At 64.2% G+C, this 18,024-nt stretch carries 14 protein-coding genes; 3 read left to right on the top strand and 11 right to left on the bottom strand.

What is annotated here, in order from left to right:
* Positions 1-158 precede the first annotated feature (158 nt).
* The 3 genes from HNP00_RS19180 to HNP00_RS19170 form a co-directional block, all read right to left on the bottom strand.
* Positions 159-1,841, bottom strand: coding sequence for an ATP-binding cassette domain-containing protein (locus tag HNP00_RS19180; protein WP_184741310.1), 1,683 nt, complete (start codon positions 1,839-1,841; stop codon positions 159-161).
* An 83-nt stretch (positions 1,842-1,924) separates the two neighbouring features.
* On the bottom strand, positions 1,925-2,410 hold the full coding sequence (locus HNP00_RS19175; protein WP_184741320.1) for an anthrone oxygenase family protein: 486 nt from the start codon (positions 2,408-2,410) through the stop codon (positions 1,925-1,927).
* On the bottom strand, positions 2,410-3,141 hold the full coding sequence (locus tag HNP00_RS19170; protein ID WP_184741309.1) for an NAD(P)-dependent oxidoreductase: 732 nt from the start codon (positions 3,139-3,141) through the stop codon (positions 2,410-2,412). The genes HNP00_RS19175 and HNP00_RS19170 overlap by 1 nt, the downstream gene beginning before the upstream one ends.
* Positions 3,142-3,203: 62 nt before the next feature.
* On the opposite strand from HNP00_RS19170, the gene HNP00_RS19165 reads away from it, so the two are divergent.
* On the top strand, positions 3,204-3,695 hold the full coding sequence (locus HNP00_RS19165) for a MarR family winged helix-turn-helix transcriptional regulator (protein ID WP_184741308.1): 492 nt from the start codon (positions 3,204-3,206) through the stop codon (positions 3,693-3,695).
* Positions 3,696-3,699: 4 nt separating this feature from the next.
* Here HNP00_RS19165 and HNP00_RS19160 read toward each other — a convergent pair whose 3' ends face one another.
* The 7 genes from HNP00_RS19160 to HNP00_RS19130 all read right to left on the bottom strand — a co-directional run bounded on the left by HNP00_RS19160 (position 3,700) and on the right by HNP00_RS19130 (position 12,796).
* On the bottom strand, positions 3,700-4,287 hold the full coding sequence (locus tag HNP00_RS19160) for a TetR family transcriptional regulator (protein ID WP_221451640.1): 588 nt from the start codon (positions 4,285-4,287) through the stop codon (positions 3,700-3,702).
* 23 nt (positions 4,288-4,310) lie between these two features.
* Positions 4,311-5,591 (bottom strand): FAD-dependent oxidoreductase, encoded by a 1,281-nt coding sequence (locus tag HNP00_RS19155; RefSeq protein WP_184741306.1) that lies wholly within the window; start codon positions 5,589-5,591, stop codon positions 4,311-4,313.
* Between the two features lie 169 nt (positions 5,592-5,760).
* The gene (locus HNP00_RS19150; RefSeq protein ID WP_184741305.1) at positions 5,761-7,185 is read right to left on the bottom strand and encodes an amidase; all 1,425 of its coding nucleotides are present in this window, start codon (positions 7,183-7,185) and stop codon (positions 5,761-5,763) included.
* Positions 7,182-8,444: a M20 family metallo-hydrolase gene (locus tag HNP00_RS19145; RefSeq protein ID WP_184741304.1), complete on the bottom strand. Its 1,263-nt coding sequence runs from the start codon at positions 8,442-8,444 to the stop codon at positions 7,182-7,184. The genes HNP00_RS19150 and HNP00_RS19145 overlap by 4 nt, the downstream gene beginning before the upstream one ends.
* A gap of 33 nt (positions 8,445-8,477) precedes the next feature.
* Complete coding sequence (locus HNP00_RS19140; protein ID WP_184741303.1) at positions 8,478-9,839, bottom strand: MFS transporter; 1,362 nt, start codon at positions 9,837-9,839, stop codon at positions 8,478-8,480.
* Between the two features lie 349 nt (positions 9,840-10,188).
* Positions 10,189-11,106, bottom strand: a complete 918-nt coding sequence (locus HNP00_RS19135; RefSeq protein WP_184741302.1) for a LysR family transcriptional regulator — start codon at positions 11,104-11,106, stop codon at positions 10,189-10,191.
* Positions 11,107-11,140: 34 nt separating this feature from the next.
* Positions 11,141-12,796 (bottom strand): PucR family transcriptional regulator, encoded by a 1,656-nt coding sequence (locus HNP00_RS19130; protein WP_184741301.1) that lies wholly within the window; start codon positions 12,794-12,796, stop codon positions 11,141-11,143.
* 125 nt (positions 12,797-12,921) lie between these two features.
* Here HNP00_RS19130 and HNP00_RS19125 point away from each other — a divergent pair, with 125 nt between their 5' ends.
* Positions 12,922-14,409: a CoA-acylating methylmalonate-semialdehyde dehydrogenase gene (locus tag HNP00_RS19125; RefSeq protein ID WP_184741300.1), complete on the top strand. Its 1,488-nt coding sequence runs from the start codon at positions 12,922-12,924 to the stop codon at positions 14,407-14,409.
* 27 nt (positions 14,410-14,436) lie between these two features.
* Entirely contained in the window at positions 14,437-15,861 is a 1,425-nt protein-coding gene (locus HNP00_RS19120) for an aspartate aminotransferase family protein (protein ID WP_184741299.1), read from the top strand.
* A 160-nt stretch (positions 15,862-16,021) separates the two neighbouring features.
* On the opposite strand, the gene HNP00_RS19115 is transcribed toward HNP00_RS19120, so the two are convergent.
* Positions 16,022-18,001, bottom strand: coding sequence for a penicillin-binding transpeptidase domain-containing protein (locus tag HNP00_RS19115; RefSeq protein WP_184741298.1), 1,980 nt, complete (start codon positions 17,999-18,001; stop codon positions 16,022-16,024).
* Positions 18,002-18,024 lie beyond the last annotated feature (23 nt).

Below are 18,024 nucleotides of genomic sequence, written 5' to 3'. Positions count from 1 at the left end.
CACCCGCACAACCTCACGCAACACCTCAGGCCGACCAACACCCACCACAACACCCACCAATCACTCAGGTGTTGCAACGACCCCCTGAACCCGCCGGCAAAAAGCGCGACATAGGTGAGCGAGCGTCGGAGTTGGCGGTCGGGGGAACTAACCGGACGTCAGCGGGCCCGCTCTACCCGGGACTCGTCCCAGACTGGCTCGGCGGATTCGTAGACCTTGCCGTCGGACCCGAAGACGAGGAAACGGTCGAAGGACTTTGCGAACCAGCGGTCGTGCGTGACGGCCAGGACGGTGCCCTCGAACGCGTCGATGGCGCGTTCCAAGGCTTCGCCCGAGTGCAGGTCCAGGTTGTCCGTGGGTTCGTCCAGGAGCAGGAGCGTGGCGCCGGACAGCTGGAGGAGCAGGATCTGGAAGCGCGCCTGCTGCCCGCCGGAAAGCGACTCGTACTTCTGCTCGGCCGAGCCCACCAGTCCGTAGGAGTCGAGCGCCCCGGAAGCAGCCTCGCGGCCCAGCCCGGAACGGTGTTCGTCACCCCGGTGCAGGATGTCCAGGAGCGTCCGGCCCAGGAGGTCCGGACGGGAATGGGTCTGCGCGAAGAATCCGGGACGGATCCTGGCACCCAGCTTGACGGTGCCTTCGTGCGGAACTTCGGCGATCTCGACGTCCGAAACGGGCAAATGCTCGCGCTCCGGGTCGGTGCCGCCGGCAGCGAGCAGCCGCAGGAAGTGGCTCTTTCCCGAGCCATTGGAACCCAGCACGCCCACGCGGTCCCCGAACCAGATCTCGGTGGAGAACGGCTTCATCAAGCCCGTGAGTTCAAGCTTTTCAGCCACGACGGCGCGTTTGGCCGTCCGGCCACCCTTGAGCCGCATGTGCACGTTCTGCTCCAGCGGCAAGGCCTCGGGCGGACCGGCTTCCAGGAACTTGGCGAGGCGCGTCTGGGCCGCCTGGTACTTGTTGGCCATGTCCGAGCGGAATGCAGCCTTTGTCTTGTACATGATGACGAGTTCCTTGAGTTTCAGGTGCTCCTCGTCCCAGCGCTTGCGAAGTTCCTCGAAGCGCGCGTTACGGTCGATACGTGCATCCACGTACGTCCCGAAACCGCCGCCGTGCACCCAGGCGCCGGCACCGTTGATGCCGGGTTCAAGCGTCACAATGCGGCCCGCGGCATTGTTGAGCAGCTCGCGGTCGTGGCTGATGAAGAAGACGGTCTTCTTGGACTCGTTGAGCTCGCTTTCGAGCCAGCGCTTGCCCGGAACGTCGAGGTAGTTATCCGGTTCGTCGAGGAGCAGCAGCTGATCCGGTCCCGAGAACAGCCCCTCAAGCACCAACCGCTTTTGCTCGCCACCCGAAAGGCTCGACGCCGGGCGGTGCTGGGCGCGGTCAAAGGGGATGCCGAGTGCGGCCATGCAGACCTCGTCCCAGACGGTCTCGACGTCGTACCCTCCGGCGTCTCCCCAGTCCACAATCGCTTGGGCGTACTGCATCTGGGTGGGCTCGTCGTCGTGCTCCATCATGGCGAGTTCTGCGTCCTCAACCGCCTTCGCGGCCGCGGCGAGGGCCGGCGGCGCGGCTGAAACGAGTAGGTCACGCACCGTGGATTCGTCGCGGACCTGGCCGACGAATTGGCGCATGATGCCCATCGTTCCGGAACGGCCCACCACCCCTTCGTCCGGCGTGAGATCGCCGGCGATGATCTTGAAAAGCGTGGTCTTGCCCGTTCCGTTGGGCCCGATCAGGGCCGTTTTGCTACCGTCCGGGACCTTGAAGGTCACGCCGTTGAGCAGCTGGGTGCCGTCGGAGAGGAAGTAGTCGATGCCAGAAACGTCAATATGGGCCACTGCCCAATCTTCCCACGGACCGCGGGACACTCCTTCAGCGACCCCTACCTAGGGCGAGCCTTAGCCCGCCAGCCGGTCAGGAATCACCGGGAACCCGCGATCGGCCGCCGATACGCCGCGATGCCCAGTGCTCCAAAGGCGAGCAAGGCCGCGCCGGTTCGGATGGCGTGGCCCACCTGCCAGCGGTCGCGCAAGCCCACCCAGTCCGCGGGCGGGGCCTGCACGCTCCAGCCGCCTTCTGCGAGGTTGATGGGAACGTTGACCACGAGCGTCGTCACCAATGCCACGAGCAACAGGGCAAGGGCCACAGCAGTGAGCCAGAACGTGCGTTCCCGCGACCGCACTCCCACGATGACTTGAAAACCCGTCGCGGCCAGGGCCGGCAACAACAACACCGACGCTAGAATTGGCAACCCGATGAGGGCCACCTGCTGCAACTGCGTATAGACGGAGCCATCAAAGCGTCGCAGGGATACCTCAAGGACAAGCACGCCTACCAGGAAACCGGCGAAAAGGCCTGCAAAGAGCAGGCTCGCGAAGCGGCTGATGGTTTGGAGCAGGGCGCCCATCACGACGGGTCCCCTTCGAAAGTCCGATCCGGCGCGGACTTCTTGCTGCTTGCTTCCCGGGCGATCATCCGGATCAAGCTGGGCTTCTGATCGAACGTGGCGACCGCCGCGACCTTGCGCACATACTCACTGGAGGAGAGCTGGCGGAGCATCGAGTCCGCCAGGTCCGTGCGGGACGTAAAAGTTCCATTGAGGTAGTCCACAGCCATCCGATAGTCCGTCACCGATTCGGTCTCGAAGAGTCCCGAGGGGCGCATGATGGTCCACTCCAGTCCGCTCTCCGCGACGGCGGCTTCCATGCGCCGCATATCCTCGTACAGCGTCCGCCCCAGCAGATTAGTGATGAGGGGTTGGAGCACTTTGCTGAAGAAGATGCCTCCATGCGGTCCAGCCGCCGGGTCCGTTGCGCTGGAACTGACGCACACCAGGCGGCGCACGCCGTGCCGGGTCATCGCCCGCATGATGTTGCCGGTTCCTTCCGAGTAGACCCTGATCGGCTGCCGGCCGTAAGGCACACCCAGGGTAGAGAGGACAGCATCCTGCCCTGCAACCACCCTCTCAACCTCTTCGGAGTTGTACACATCGGCGCCCACCACGGTCAGGCCGGGTGCATCAAGCGGGAATTCGCCGGGGTTGCGAGTAACGGCCGCCACGGCATGGCCTGCGTCAAGAACCTGCCTGGTCAGGATTCTGCCGGTGGGACCATTCGCCCCGAATATCGCGATCTTCATGTCGGTAGCGCCTTCCAGTAGTCTTACACTAAGAAAACCATAAGATACAGAATCGATATTATATGAATCTCATACCAAATCAAGAGGCTGAAGCCACCCGTTTGCGACGGCGCACGGTCACCCAGCTCAAAGCCGAGCTCCGTGGCGCCAGGGTGCAGCTGTCAGTGCTCAATCATGTGGTTGGCACACATGCCGAGCTGAAGGACGTTGACCTTGACTGCCTTGACCTGATCTCCAGTCAAGGCCCGCTGAGCCCGAGCATGCTGGCCAAGCGCGCCGGCCTCCATCCCGCGACAGTGACCGGCATCCTCGACCGCTTGGAACGCGGCCGCTGGATCGCACGGGACCGCGATCCGTCCGACCGCCGTGCCGTCCTGGTCCGGATCCTGCCGGAACGGAATGCCGAGATGTTTCGGCTGTACTCCGGCATGAACAGTCGGATGGATGCCATCTGCGAGGGCTATGACCAGGCCCAGCTGGAGGTCATCGCCGACTTCCTCCGTCGCGTCCAGGCCGCGGGCAGCGATGCCTCGGAGGACCTGACCGCGGGTTGATGCGTCACCGGGGGCCCCAGGCATCGCGTTCGCCGTATTTCGTTCCGGTGAGGTAGCGCTGGATTGTTGGCCCCAGCGCTTGGACGACGACGGCGTGCGGCGCCGAGGCGATCGGCTCCAGTTTGATCAGGTAGCGGGTCAGGATCAGCCCGGAGAGCTGCGATGCCACCAGGCTTCCGCGCCACGAGGCCTCTTCCGCGGGCACGCCAAGGCCAGCAAGAAGCGGGTTGATAGCCCGGTTGAGGATGAACTCGCGGACCAGCGCGGCACTCCATTCGTGTTGCATGGCCGTCCTGAGAACCGCGACGCCGGCTGCTCCCGCGGGCGAGTCCCAAACGGTCAGGAAGCGCGTCACCAGCCTCTCGCCGACGTCCGCCCGCGAGCCGTTAAGGATAGCCGTCACGTGCTCCTTCGGGTCCACCGGCAATTCGAGAGCAGCCATGAACAACTGTTCTTTGGTGCCGAAATGGTGGTTGATCATGGACGGGTCCACGCCAGCTTCGGCTGCAATGGCCCGGACCGTTGCGGCGTCATAGCCTTTTCGGCTGAACTGTTCGCGAGCCGCACGGAGAACGGCGTCGCGACTGCTCACTTGTCCCGGGCGGCGACCCCTGTTCACGCTGGATTCCGCGTCTTGGGAGCCTTTCGGCGCGCGAAGTCCGGGGCGTGCTCCGGCCGGGGACCGAAGGCGATCATGAACGCTGGAAGTTTTCCTAGCCACGGCATGTGCTGGGCAATAAAGACCAACGGACTCGGCGGGCCCGCCAACTGACCTCTCACTGCGGGGCCGAAGACCGCTTTCTGGATAAGGAGCTGCACCTTCTGGATCACCACGGTGGGGAACCATCGACGCTTCTGCACCGCAGCGAGATCGGCCTCGTCCAGGATGCCCTGAAGCAATGGACGGGCGATGCGCTGGGCCGCGGCGACGGCGTCCTGAATGGCCAAGTTGATGCCCACACCGCCAGCGGGAGACATCGCGTGAGCGGCATCCCCGATGAGAAGGAGGCCGGGTTTGTGCCACTGCTTGATCCGGTTCAGCTTCACGTCCAGCATGTGGAGATCGTCCATGGACCTGATTTCGTCCACGCGGTCCGCCAGATCCGGGCGGAGGCGGGCTACACGTGCGCGGAAGCTCTCCACTCCTTCGGCGCGCATTTGGGCGTCCTTGCCCTTCTCGGCAATGTAGGCGATCTGGTAGAAATCCTTGCGGGTCAGGCTGAGGAGCACATCCGTGCCGGAGAAGCGGGGCGTGATAGAGGCCAACTGCTCCTGTTCGTCCGCGCGCCGGGAGAGCCTGAACCACCAGGTGTCGAACGGCACGGGGAACTCGTGGGGGACCAGGCCTGCCTTCTGCCGGAGCACGGAGCTGCGGCCGTCGCATGCCACCGTCAACGTCGCGCGAAGCTCCCCCGTCCCGGTTTCCTCTCCGGACGCCGCGTCCCGGGTGCGGTATGCCACGCCGGCGACCTTCCCGCCGTCGTCGTACAGCAGATCCGTGGCCTCGGTGTTCATCCGGAGCGTGAACTGCGGCTCTTGCTGTGCGGCGTCCACCAGGAAATTCAGGAGGTCCCACTGCGGAACCATGGCTACGTAATCGTAGGGCGGCTTGAGGCGATCGAAGTCGACCAGGGTCACTTCCTCGCCGACCGTGGGGAGCTTGAAATTGCCGAGTTTGCTTTGCGGCAGCGCACGGAATCCCTCGCCGAGCCCAAGCTCATCCAAGAGACGGATGGTAGAGGGGTGGACAGTGTCGCCGCGGAAATCGCGCAGGAAGTCGGCATGCTTTTCGAGGACGGTGACGTCCACTCCGGCCCGGGCCAGCAGGAGTCCCAGCATCACACCAGCGGGGCCGCCGCCGGCAATGACGCACGTGGTGCTTTCGAGCTGGTCCATGGCCACCCCCGCAGGATGCAATTAACCGTTGCGTAACCGTTGCGACTAATTCAACAAGCGTTGAATTAAGTGTGCACCTGTAGGCAAGGCGTGTCTAGGGGGTCACCAGCGTCATGGAGGGGTGAGATCTCGGCCCTTTCGCGAACTCAAAGAGCCGAGATCTCACCTCTCATCCAAGCGAAGGCACAGCTGGCCGGCGTCCGGCCCAGGGAAGCAAGGCCTCCACCGCTGCACCCACCCTGAAAACCGTGGCATCGTCGAAGGGGTGGCCAACAATCTGCACGCCGCTCGGGATGCCGCAGTCCGCCATGCCGCTCGGCACCGCGAGTACCGGGCAGCGGTTGGCGATGTTGAAGGGGACTGTCATGTGGCCCTGCCAGTAATGCTCGAGGTGCATCGCGCCGGCGTCGATCCCGTCGAGGTAGTTTCCATCCGCTTCCAAGGCCGGAACCGCTGACGCCGGGCAAAGCAGCGCGTCGAAACCGTCCATGGCGTCCGCCAACTGGGCTTGGATCAAGGTCTCGGCACGGATTCCGTCCACAAAACGGTTCCGTTCCGCAGCCCGGCGCGCATCGGCCATGAAACGGCGCGTGTACGCGGCCAGTTGTTCCTCCGTGCCCGCAGTCTCGTCCTCCATCGCTGGACCCAAAAGGTAGCCAAAGTGGGTGAACATGGTGCGGTTGATCTCCTCAACCGACCAGGGCAGTTCGATCTCCTCAACGACGGCACCGGCCCCCTGCAAAGCGGAAGCGACCCGCCGCGTGTTGGCCTCGACGTCGGGCGCCACGGGGTAGTTCCCGAGCTGGATGCACAAGGCGATCCTCATTCCAGCCACGGAAGCTGATCCCACTGGCAACGCCGACGCCTCCGGCAAGGAAACGTGGTCTCCGGGGTGCCGTCCGGCCATAACGTTGGCCAGGAGTGCAGTATCGGCCACGGTCCGCGCCATGGGACCGTCCCCGCGGTAGTGGTCTGCAGACAGTGGCGCGAACCCGGGAATCCGGCCGTAAGGAGCTTTGAAGCCGACTGTTCCGGTGAACGACGCCGGCAACCGGGTTGAGCCGGCGATGTCTGAGGCCGTGGCCAAGGGTGTCAGCCCGGCGGCCAGGGCGGCCCCTGCTCCGCCGGAAGACCCGCCCGGCGAGTACCGCTGGTTCCACGGGTTTCGGGTCACCCCCCAGAGCGGGCTATGGGTAACGGTCGCGCAACTGTATTCGGGAGTGGTGGTACGGGCGTGGATGATGCCTCCGGCCTGGCGGATACGCTCAATGACCGGATGATCTTGGTGGGCGATATCGGATTTTCTCGCGATGAGCCCCTGCGAGAGGGTGCGTCCTTTGAGCCCGTGTTTCTCTTTGGCCGCCACCGGCAACCCCAGCAACGGCGTCAGGTCACGTCCGCGGGCATAGGCTGTGGCGGCCCGCTTGGCCTCCAGCAGGGCTTCCTCGAAGAGCGTCTCCGTCAGGGCATTGATGCTGCCGTTGACGGCCGCGGTCCGGCTTATCAATGATTCCAGGAGCTCCACCGGGGATAGCTCACGGCTGCGGAACAACGTCAATGCGGACGTAGCGTCGAGGTAGTGCAGCTCAGTCATGCGGCGGTACCCCGCTCCGTGTTTGCACCGGGAAGGGCACCACCCACCATTTCGCGCGCCACTCCGGTGAGCATGTCCATCCCTGCCACCATGTCCTCGTCAGTGGTGAATTCGCGTTCGCAGTGCGAAACCCCGTCCACGCTCGGGATGAACATCATGACCGAGGGGACCATGGTGTTCAACGCGATGGAGTCGTGCCCGGCCATGGTCTGGATGCGGCGCGAGGAGAGGCCTAGATTTGCCGCTACTTTCGCGGAAAGTTCCAGGCCGTTCTCCGGGAATCTCCGGATGGGACGGATGTCGAAGTCCTTCACCTTGACCTTGATGTCGTGCTCGCGAGCCAGGACATCAATGTCCGCGAGCAGCTTGGAGCGGGCGGAGCGAACGATCTCCGGATCACCGGAACGCAGGTCCGCCACCAAATGCACGCGGCGCGCGACGACGATGGGCGAGTTGGGCTCAAGGGTCAGCTGACCCACTGAGGAAACAAGTTCCTCCTCGGCAAAATCCTTGGTGACGTCGTGCACCATCAGGATGATCTTGGAGGCTGCCACCAGGGCGTCGTGCCGATCCGCCATTGCTGTGGCGCCGGTGTGCGATTGCTCGCCGAGGACCTCGATGTCCAGCTTCTGCGTGTACCAGCTGCTGTCCACCAGGCCGATGGTGATCCCTTCGCGTTCCAGGATGCGGCCCTGCTCTATGTGGATTTCCGCATAGCCAGCGGTTTCCGGGCCAGCGTCCGTGCCCAGGTAGCCGATGCCGTCGAGGGCCTCACGGACCGAAACGCCCTTGAGATCCGTCACGGAAAGCATCTGTTGGCGATCGAACAGGCCTGCGAAAACGGAGCTGCCCATCACGCTGGGGGCAAAACGGCCGCCTTCTTCATTGAACCAATTCACCACGGCAAGGTTGAAACGTGGCGCGTCTCCGGATTCACGCACTTCCAAATCGATGGCGCGGGCCGCATGCAGCGCAGCGACGACGCCGTAAGCCCCATCGAAGCGGCCGCCCAGGGGTTGGCTGTCCAGGTGCGAGCCAATCAGGATGTAAGGGGCTCCTGGCGTCCACTCCAGCAGCCCGAACATGTTGCCGATGCCGTCCACCTGAAGTTGCCATCCGGCGTCGTGCACGCACTGCTGAAACCACGCTCGGGTCTGCGCGTCTTCGGGGGTTGCGGCCTGGCGGTCGACGCCGCTGTTCGCTGTGGCACCGATGCCGGCCACGTGGTGGAAGTCCTGGAGGAAAGCTGCTGCGCTCATGTGAAGTCCTTGATAGATAGAAGAAAGAGGGAGTCAGCCCATGCGGCCGCGGGTCTCGGGCACCTTGGTGAAGATCACCAGCAGGAGTACGACGGCGGCCGCGGCAGCCATGTAGATGCCCGGCGCGTGCGCTACACCGCTCGCCCCTACCAGGGCGGTGCCGATGAATGGGGCTGTGCCGCCGAAGATGGCGTAGGCCCCGTTGTAGCTCACGGCCGCGGAAGTGAATCGGGTCTTAGTGGTGAAGATTTCGACGAAGAAGGTGTAGCAGCCGCCGCCGTAGATGCAGAGGGCCACCACAAACAGTGCCTGCCCAAGCAGGGCAAGCGGCAGAGCGCCACTCGTGACCAGCATGAAGCTCGGAACGGAGACGATGGCCAAGGCGGCGGCACCCGCGATGAGCATCGGCTTGCGTCCAAAGCGGTCACTGAGCCGTCCGCCGATAGGCAAGAGCACGGCGTAGAGGGCAAGGGCGCCAGCGTTGATCAAGAGCGACTGCTCGCGGCTCAAGTGGCCGGTGGTCTGGACGTAGGAAACGAAATAGGCAGACAGGAAGTAGAAGCCCATGGCCGTCAGGCCCATCACGAAGATGACTTGGACCATGCGGAGTTTGTTCTCACGGAAGGCCTCACGGACGGGGCTGAATTCCTTGCTCTGGTTGGCTTTGGCGTCCTTGAACACAGCGCTCTCTTCGGTCCGGCTGCGGATCCAGACACCAAAGAGGGCTAGGGGGAGGGCCAAGATGAACGGCAGACGCCATCCCCAGGCCGTGAAGGCCTCGTTCGGCATGGACTGGCTGAGGATCAGGATCATCGAACCGGCCACCACCGAAGGAAGTGCGGTCGCGGCAATGGTGATGTTTAGCCAGAATCCGCGTTTGTTGACGGGCGCATGCTCAAAGACGAACGACGGCGCGCCCACGGATTCGCCCCCGGCCGAGAAACCTTGGATAAGTCGGCAGAGGACCAAAAGTACGGGCGCCCAGGCACCGATCTGGCCGTAACCGGGCAGGATACCCATGAGGGCGGTGGCACCGCCGATCGCGATGAGCGTGATGGTCAAGACGCGGCGCCGGCCGATCCGATCGCCGAGGGCTCCGAAGAAGAGGCCACCCAGTGGGCGGACTACGAAGGCGACGCCGAAGGTGGCGAAAGTGGCCAGCATTGCGGCGAGCGGGCTCCTGCCTGGGAAGAACAGTTGGGAAAAGATGACGGCGGTGAGGCCGTAGAGGGTGAAGTCGTAGAACTCGATGAACTGGCCGACGCTGCCGCCCGCCAGGACCCGCTTCTGCATTTTGGTGATCTTGGGGACCCGCCCGATCCTCGTGGCGCCGGGGGCTACGGGAGTCGCGTCTTGCGTTGGCTGGGGTTGCCCGGAGAGCTCGTTGATGGTCATGGCAGCCACGCTAGGCGGACAGTATTTCCGGCGACGGCCGCACTGTTTCGGCCATGAGAAATGATTTCGGCGGTTATTGCTTCCATATTGCGATAGGAACGCTTCGGGGAAACCCCTCGGACACCTTCGGCGAAATTCATCACCATCGAATCTCCTTTGATCAGGATGGCATTCTGATGTCCGGTTCGGTTTGGTGACCTGCGTTTGCGGGCTTCTTGAAGCGTGAGCGCCTCCGCGGGTTACCGGACTTGTTCAACCTTCGGTGCCCCGCATCACATCTGTCCAATTGATTGTTTTTGAAAATGCCATAGATCTAATCGATGACAATCTCGCCGCGTGTGGGGCCGGCCTAGGTTCGTTCCGCCCCGTACAACGTCAGGCACGTCTCCTCGAAGGCAAGAACCCGCTTGGTCGCCTGCACCCCTTCGGGCCGAACGAGCATGACTTCGATGGGCGGGAAATTGTCCGTCAGCGTCAACGGCACCACCTTGCCACCGGAGTACGTGACATCGCTGTGAAGTCGCTGATTGAGGAGGGCGTACCCATGCCCCTTGGCCACAAAGGAGCGGACGGTCTCGTAGCCCGCAAAACGGTGCCTGACATTCTGGACTACTCCGGCCATGGCGTAGAGCTGCTCGAAGTACTCCCGGGTGTGGGGGAGATCCAGTACCACGGAGGGCTCGCCGTCGAGCTCCTTAAGGGCAATCTCCCGTTCCGGTCGGATGGCCGCAGGGTGTCCCTCGTGGACCAGGACGTGCGGCGGCACTCGTTCCACCACCTTGTAAGTGAAACCGCGGCCCAGCCCCAGCCCATAGGTGAGCGCCACGTCGCAGCGGCCATCCATCAGCGCCTCCTGAAGCGTCGCCAGGTCGGTTTCAAGGAAAGACACGTCGACGCCTGGATGCCGGGCTTCGAAAGTCTGCAGGATCGCCGGGAGCCGGAAAGGTGCCAGCGGAGTGAACACACCCACCCTGAGTTCGCCAACAAGGGTGGTGGACAGACCGCGCGCGGATTCGTAGAGGGAATCCGCGTGCTCCAGAAAAGACTTGATGTCCTGCGCGAACTGCCTACCGCTCTGGGTGAGACGAAGGCCTCGGGAACGGTGGCGTACGAAGAGTTGGGTGCCGAGGCTGACCTCTAGCTGCCCCATTGCGGTTGAAAGCGCCGACTGGGTGACCGACAGTCGCGCCGCGGCCGCCGTCATGTTCTCCAGCTCGGCCACTACCGCAAAATACCGCAACTGGGTGAGAGTAAAGGGCTTCGCCATTTGTCCATGATGACACCCCAGCCCACGCCCCCTCCTACTGCCCGCGCAGCCTGTGAAGCATCAAAGCCACGTGCAGCGAGGTTCGCGATTCTGCGTCCTCCAGATCCACGGCCAGGAGTTCCTCCAGCTTGGCCAGCCGGGCGTAGAGGGTTGGCCGGCTCAGGTAGCCGCTGCGTGCCATGGCCGCTTTGTTGCCTCCGGATTCCAGATACCGTCCAAGCAGCTCAAGGTAGCCGGCCTTTCCTTCTGCCTCGGCCTGCAGCACCGGGGCAAGCTCGGATTCCACGAACTGCTGCACACGGGGATCGTTGCGGATCAGTGCCAGCAGGCCGCGGAGCCGGATGTCCGTGGCGCGGTAATACGGTTTGCCTGGTTCGCGGAGGGTGGCAGCAGTTTCGGCAACGTGCGCGGCCTCGTCGATTCCAGCCGCCGCTTCCAGCAACGAGGAGCGGTAACGCCCGACGCCGATGGTCCAGTGAGGGGCAAAGTCACCGCCGTGGGCGCGGAGTGCGTCGGCGAGGCGCTCCAGTGTGGGGTCTTCAAGCTGCCGTGCCGGGAGAGCCAGGATCATCCCCACCGAACCCGAATGGATACTGGCCGTCAATCCACTGCTGGCCGTGGATTTCAGTGCCTCGGCCAGGATTTCCAGCAGCACCCGCTCCTCCTGCTGACCTGCCAATGGATCAGGGGACGCTGTGCTCCCGGAAGCCGTCGCGGCAGGAAGCGCCGTCCGGAACACCAAGGGAACGTAGTAGGGCGACAATTTCAAGCCCAGCGAGCCGGCGCGTGCGAGTGCCTCTGCCTCGCTGAGTCCGCGGGGTTGGCGAAGGGTGTTGAGGAGCCCGGCCTGCGCTTGTTGGGAAAGTTCGCGCTGGTCCCGTTCGGCCAGGCGGTTGATGGCGAGGGTTTGCGCCGCCCGTTCGAGGACCATGACCGCCATGTCATCGTCGCTTCCTGCGCTCAGGGGCGCAGGAACCACCAAGCGGCCCCATAGTTGCCGCCGAACACCCACCGGGACTTGCAGCCATCCCTCGGGACCGATCCGCTTGGCCGAGCCATCAGCCCGCGGCAGCGAAGGAGTGGTCCGCGATCTCCGCTCCCAGTCATCCAACAACTCCGTGGTTGCCAGATGGTGGGCGGAATAGGCCAGGACGAGATGCTGCAAGTCCTCCAGCACCACAGGCGCACCGATCATTGCGGCCGCCTTCTCCACCACTTGCTGCGTCCCGGCGCTCTCAAGGCTCAACACGGTGAAAGCCTCGTGGACGTCCCGCGCCCGCTCCACCCGTTCAAGCTGCTCGGCAACGATCAACCGGTGCACGATCTCCGTGATTTCCACGAAGCGCACGCGACGCCAGACGATCACTACCGGCATCGAAGCCGAGCGAGCCGCGGACCGCAGGGCCGCCGTCGTACGCTCCCGGGGTTCGGTGAGTTCCACGACCAGGCCCGCCGCCCCGGCGCGTTCCAGTGAGCGGATGTACGACGCCGCGCGGCCGGGTTCTTTGTCGAGTTCCAAGCCAGTGGTCAGCACCAGTTCGCCGCCGGACAGCAGGCCTGTCAGGTCCAGGATCTCGCTGACGTGAACCCAGCGCACAAGATCATCCAGCCTGCCCTCTCCGCCCAGGACCTCCGGGCTAGCGTCGCGCACCACAGGAAGGTCAAGGATCGAGCGAAGGGAGGGCAGCATTTACACATTGTAAATGCTTGAGTCGATTCCTTTACACATCGGCTCTTACGAGGGCTCCGCAGGGCGGACAAACTGAACGCAACGCAGAAGCGAACGCCCCTCTGAGAACCAACCCAGGAGAACCCTTGAACACGATCGAGCATTGGATCAACGGCAGCTACGTCCCGGCCGGAGAGCGCACCGCCCCTGTGAGCAACCCCGCTACGGGTAAGGTCACCGCACAAGTGGCCTTGGCCAGCGTCGAAGACGGCAACGCCGCCGTCGCCGCCGCCAAAGCCGCGTTCCCCGCATGGCGCGATACATCCCTCGCCCGCCGCACCCAGATCCTGTTCTCCTTCCGGGAACTGCTGAACTCCCGGAAAGAAGAACTCGCCGCCATCATCACCTCGGAGCACGGCAAGGTCCTGGACGACGCCCTGGGCGAAGTCACGCGTGGCCAGGAAGTCGTCGAGTTCGCTTGCGGCATTCCGCACCTGCTCAAGGGCAGCTACACGGAGAATGCCTCCACCAAGGTTGATATCCACTCCATCCGCCAAGCCCTCGGTCCGGTGGCCATCATCAGCCCCTTCAACTTCCCGGCCATGGTGCCCATGTGGTTCTTCCCCATCGCCATCGCCGCCGGAAACACGGTGATCATCAAGCCAAGCGAAAAAGTCCCAACGGCTGCGGCCTGGATGGCCGAACTCTGGAAGGAAGCCGGACTGCCGGACGGGGTCTTCAACGTCCTACAGGGGGACAAGGTAGCCGTTGACACGCTTCTCACCCACCCCGACGTCAAGGCCGTCTCCTTCGTCGGCTCCACGCCGATCGCCAACTACGTCTACGAAACCGCTACCTCCAACGGCAAGCGCGTCCAGGCCCTGGGCGGCGCGAAGAACCACATGATCGTGCTGCCCGACGCCGACTTGGACCTCGCCGCAGACGCTGCGATCAACGCCGGCTTCGGCTCCGCGGGCGAGCGTTGCATGGCCATTTCAGCGTTGCTGGCCGTGGGCGACATCGCCGATTCCCTGGTGGCGAAGATCGCCGAACGCGCCCGCGGCCTCCGGACCGGCGACGGGCTCCGCGGCTGCGACATGGGCCCGCTCGTCACCGCCCAGCACCGGGACAAGGTGGCTGGCTACGTCGACGCCGGTGAAGCGGCCGGTGCCACGCTCGTCGTCGACGGTCGCTCGGTGATGCCCGACGCCGAAGGTGAGGGCTTCTTTGTCGGCCCCACCCTCTTCGACAACGTCACGACGGACATGTCCATTTATCGCGACGAAATCTTTGGCCCGGTTCTCTCGGTGGTCCGCGTCGACAGCTATGACGAGGCCCTCGCCACGATCAACGCCAACCCCTACGGCAACGGCACCGCGATCTTCACGAACGACGGCGGCGCGGCCCGCCGCTTCGAGAACGAAGTTGAGGTGGGCATGGTGGGCATCAACGTGCCCGTGCCCGTTCCCATGGCCTACTACTCCTTCGGCGGCTGGAAGAACTCGCTGTTCGGCGATACCCACGCGCATGGCACGGAAGGCGTCGGATTCTTCACGCGAGGCAAGGCAGTGACCACCCGCTGGCTGGATCCGAGCCACGGCGGAATCAACCTCGGCTTCCCCCAGAACAACTGACGCCCTCACCGGAAAGGATTTCCGTCCATGACTTCCACGATTGAAAATAGCCGGTTTCCCGACAGCACCGATCCGCGAGCCGTCGTCGACGCCGGTGCTAACGCCGCCGCCGCTGCCGCCGCCGCTGCTGCTGCCAAGCGGGCCTACGAACTGGACCGCAAGCACGTCTTCCACTCCTGGTCCGCTCAGGATCTGTTGGACCCCATGGTCGCCTCGGCCGCCGAGGGCTCATACGTGTGGGACGGCGAGGGCAACAGGTACCTCGATTTCTCCTCTCAGTTGGTCAACACCAACATCGGACACCAGCACCCCGCCGTCGTCGCCGCCATCGCAGCCCAGGCCGCGAAACTGTGCACCATCGCACCCAGCTACGTCAACGAGGCCCGGTCCGAGGCCGCACGCCTCATCGCCGAGCGGACCCCGGGAGAACTGAACAGGATCTTCTTCACCAATGGCGGCGCGGACGCCAATGAACACGCCGTCCGCATGGCGCGCCTGCACACCGGAAAACAGAAGGTCCTCTCCGCGTACCGCTCGTACCATGGGGGCACCCAACTCGCCATCAACATCACGGGCGACCCCCGCCGTTGGCCCAACGACACCGGTTCCACCGGCACCATCCACTTCTTCCCGCCGTATCTTTACCGCACGGCCTTCCACTCCACCACGGAAGAGGAGGAGAGCCAGCGCGCCCTGGAGCACCTCGAGCAGCTCATAGCCTTCGAGGGGCCTTCCACCATCGCGGCATTGATCCTGGAATCCATACCGGGAACGGCGGGAATCTACGTGCCGCCGGCCGGATATATGCAGGGTGTCCGCGAACTCTGCTCCAAGTACGGCATCGTCTTCATAGCCGACGAGGTCATGGCCGGGTTCGGCCGCACGGGCAAGTGGTTCGCCGTCGAGCACTTCGACGTCGTCCCCGACCTGCTGACCTTCGCCAAGGGCGTGAACTCCGGCTACGTGCCGCTGGGCGGCGTGGCGATCAGCCCGGAGATCGCGGCAACATTCGGCACGCGGCCATATCCGGGCGGCCTGACCTATTCCGGGCACCCCCTGGCTGCCGCGGCGGCCGTCGCCACCATCAACGCTATGGAACGCGAGGGCATCGTGGAACACGCGGCCTTGTTGGGCGAGACGGTGATCGGGCCGGCGCTGGCCGGCTTCGCCGCGCGGCACAAGTCGGTAGGCGAGGTCCGAGGCAAGGGCGTCTTCTGGGCGATCGAGTTGGTCCGCGATCGTGAAACCCGGGAACCCTTGGCCGCTTACGGTTCGTCAAGCCCGGAAATGAACCAACTCGTGGCCGCCTGCAAGTCGCGCGGGCTCATCCCGTTCGCGAACTTCAATCGGATCCACGTGGTTCCGCCTTGCAACATCCGCGTGGAGGACCTGACGGCTGGATTGGCAATCCTGGACGAAGTACTGGACATCGCCGACACCTTGGTCTCCTAGCGCCGGTGGTCTCCTAGCGATCCTCGCTCACATATCGCGCCAAAAAGCCCGACCCTCCTGCACATATGGGCCATAAAACGGAAACCTTCCCGCACTAGATGTGCAGGAAGGTTTCCGTCGTGGAGCTCAAAGGTAAGCGAGCGTCTGAGGTGCGCCGGCGTTAGCCTGCCGCGGTCAGGAACGACTTCAGCAGTGGGCCACTGGTGGTCGCCCCAAGGCCGCCGTCTTCGACGAACACTGCCACTGCCAGATCGCCGTGGACCGCAACGATCCAGGCGTGCGTCTTGGGCGGGTTGTCCTTTCCGAATTCTGCCGTCCCGGTCTTGGCGCCCACCGGGGCTCCAGGTACCGACGCGAGGAATCCGGCATGGCCGGAGGTCACCACTGCACGCATCATGTCGCCCAGCGCGGCGGCCTCCGCCGGGGTGATCGGCTTATCAGACGCTGCGGGCGCGGCGGCAGTAGCCGACGACGACGGCGAGCCGGACGCCGTCGGCGTGGCACCTGCGGAGGGCGAACCTGAGCCGGGGTTCAGGACGAGCTGCGGTGACACCGGCGCGCCGTGGGCCACCGAGGCGGCCATGATGGCTGCGGCGAGCGGGGAAAGCAGCACTTTGCCTTGTCCAATCATCGAAGCAGCGTGTTCGGTGCCGTCAGCGTTTCCCGGTACCGAGCCCAGGAAAGCATCGGCCCCCAGCTTCGGCGCCTGGACGGCCAGCCCTAGGGAGGTTGCCGCGGATTCGAGCTGGGCCTGGCTGACGTTGTCGCGGGCACTGATGAAGGCTGTGTTGCACGAATGCGCAAAGGCATCGCGCAAAGCGACAGAACCCAAGGACGACGCCGGATAACCTTCGGCGTTCTTGAAGGTCCGGCCATCCACAGTAATTGTTGGCGTGCATTCAACCTTGGAATCCGGTGTCATTCCGTTGCGGATCATGGCAAGGGAATCGACGATCTTGAACGTGGAGCCGGGTGCGTACTGGCCAAGCATTGCCGTGTTGTAGCCGTTGCTTCCGGGGCCGGAGGCGGCCGCCAGGACGGCGCCGGTGGATGGGCGGAGCGCCACGATTGCCGAGGCCGGGCCAACACCCGCCAAAGTGTCCTCGGCGAGTTGCTGCAATCGCGGATCCAAGGTGGTTTTCACCGGTTCGCCGGGCTTCGCCTCAACGGCAAAAAGCACTCGACGGGGATCAGGCTTTGCGGCCTTGATCTGGTCGTCCGTCATGCCTTGCGGCCGGGTCTTGATGGAGACTCCATCTTGACCCCGGAGCTGCGCGTCATATTGTTCCTGCAGTCCGCCGGTTCCGACCGTGTCTCCCACCTTGAGGGCACCCCCGGCCTTTTGGATCTGTTCGGCGCTTGCTTCAGCCGCGGTACCCAAAACGGCGCGGGCAAAGGTGCGGGTCGGTGCCAACGGCAGATAATCAGGAATGCCACGGGCGCCCGGAATCGACGCAATCTGCTGGTCCGTGACCGTCCGGTTGCCGTCCTCGCGCAGGGTGATGGCACTGACGAAGGCTTGTGGGCCGGACGCCTGGACTTGCTTCACGTACGCCGCTTCGTCCACACCGACCAGCTGTGCAAGCTTGGCCGCGGAAACAGCAGGATCAGCCGACCCAATCGTGGTCTTGTCGATGCCCACGTGAACCACCGGACGGTAGCTGACCAATTTCGCGTCCCCGGCACCAAGGATGTCGGCCCTGGACGGTGATGTGACGGTCTTGTCGAGAATCTCGCCGTCCTTGAGGTCGGGCTCCAGGAGCGTCGGATTCCATTGGACGGACCATTTGTCGCCGGACTTCTTCAGCGCGGCCTGGGAGGTGTACTTCCACTCCGCAGTTCCGATCTTCCACGTGTAGTTGAGCGGGACGGTGGCTTTGTCGCCGTCGAGCTTCACCGCTCCGCTTTCAACGGAGGGCTTGGCAGGGTCGAGGGCAGCAAACACAGCCTTGAGCTGCTCATTCGCCGCGACGGCGTCCTTGCCGTCAACGGCGAGTGAGCCGACGTCGAGGGCTGCCAGAGAGGAAGCCAGCTGCTTGGCCGCACCTTCCGCCCCGGAACGGCCGTCATCGCAAGCGGACAGCGAGCCAGCAATCATCAGGGCAGCAAGCCCTAGGACAAGATTCTTAGTTTTCCCCATTTGCGCCATTATGCCTTCTTGCG

The organism is Arthrobacter sp. AZCC_0090, from assembly GCF_014207375.1.
Taxonomy (GTDB): domain Bacteria; phylum Actinomycetota; class Actinomycetes; order Actinomycetales; family Micrococcaceae; genus Arthrobacter.
Note: the sequence above shows the minus strand (reverse complement) of the source record. Positions and strands in the feature narration are given on the sequence as shown.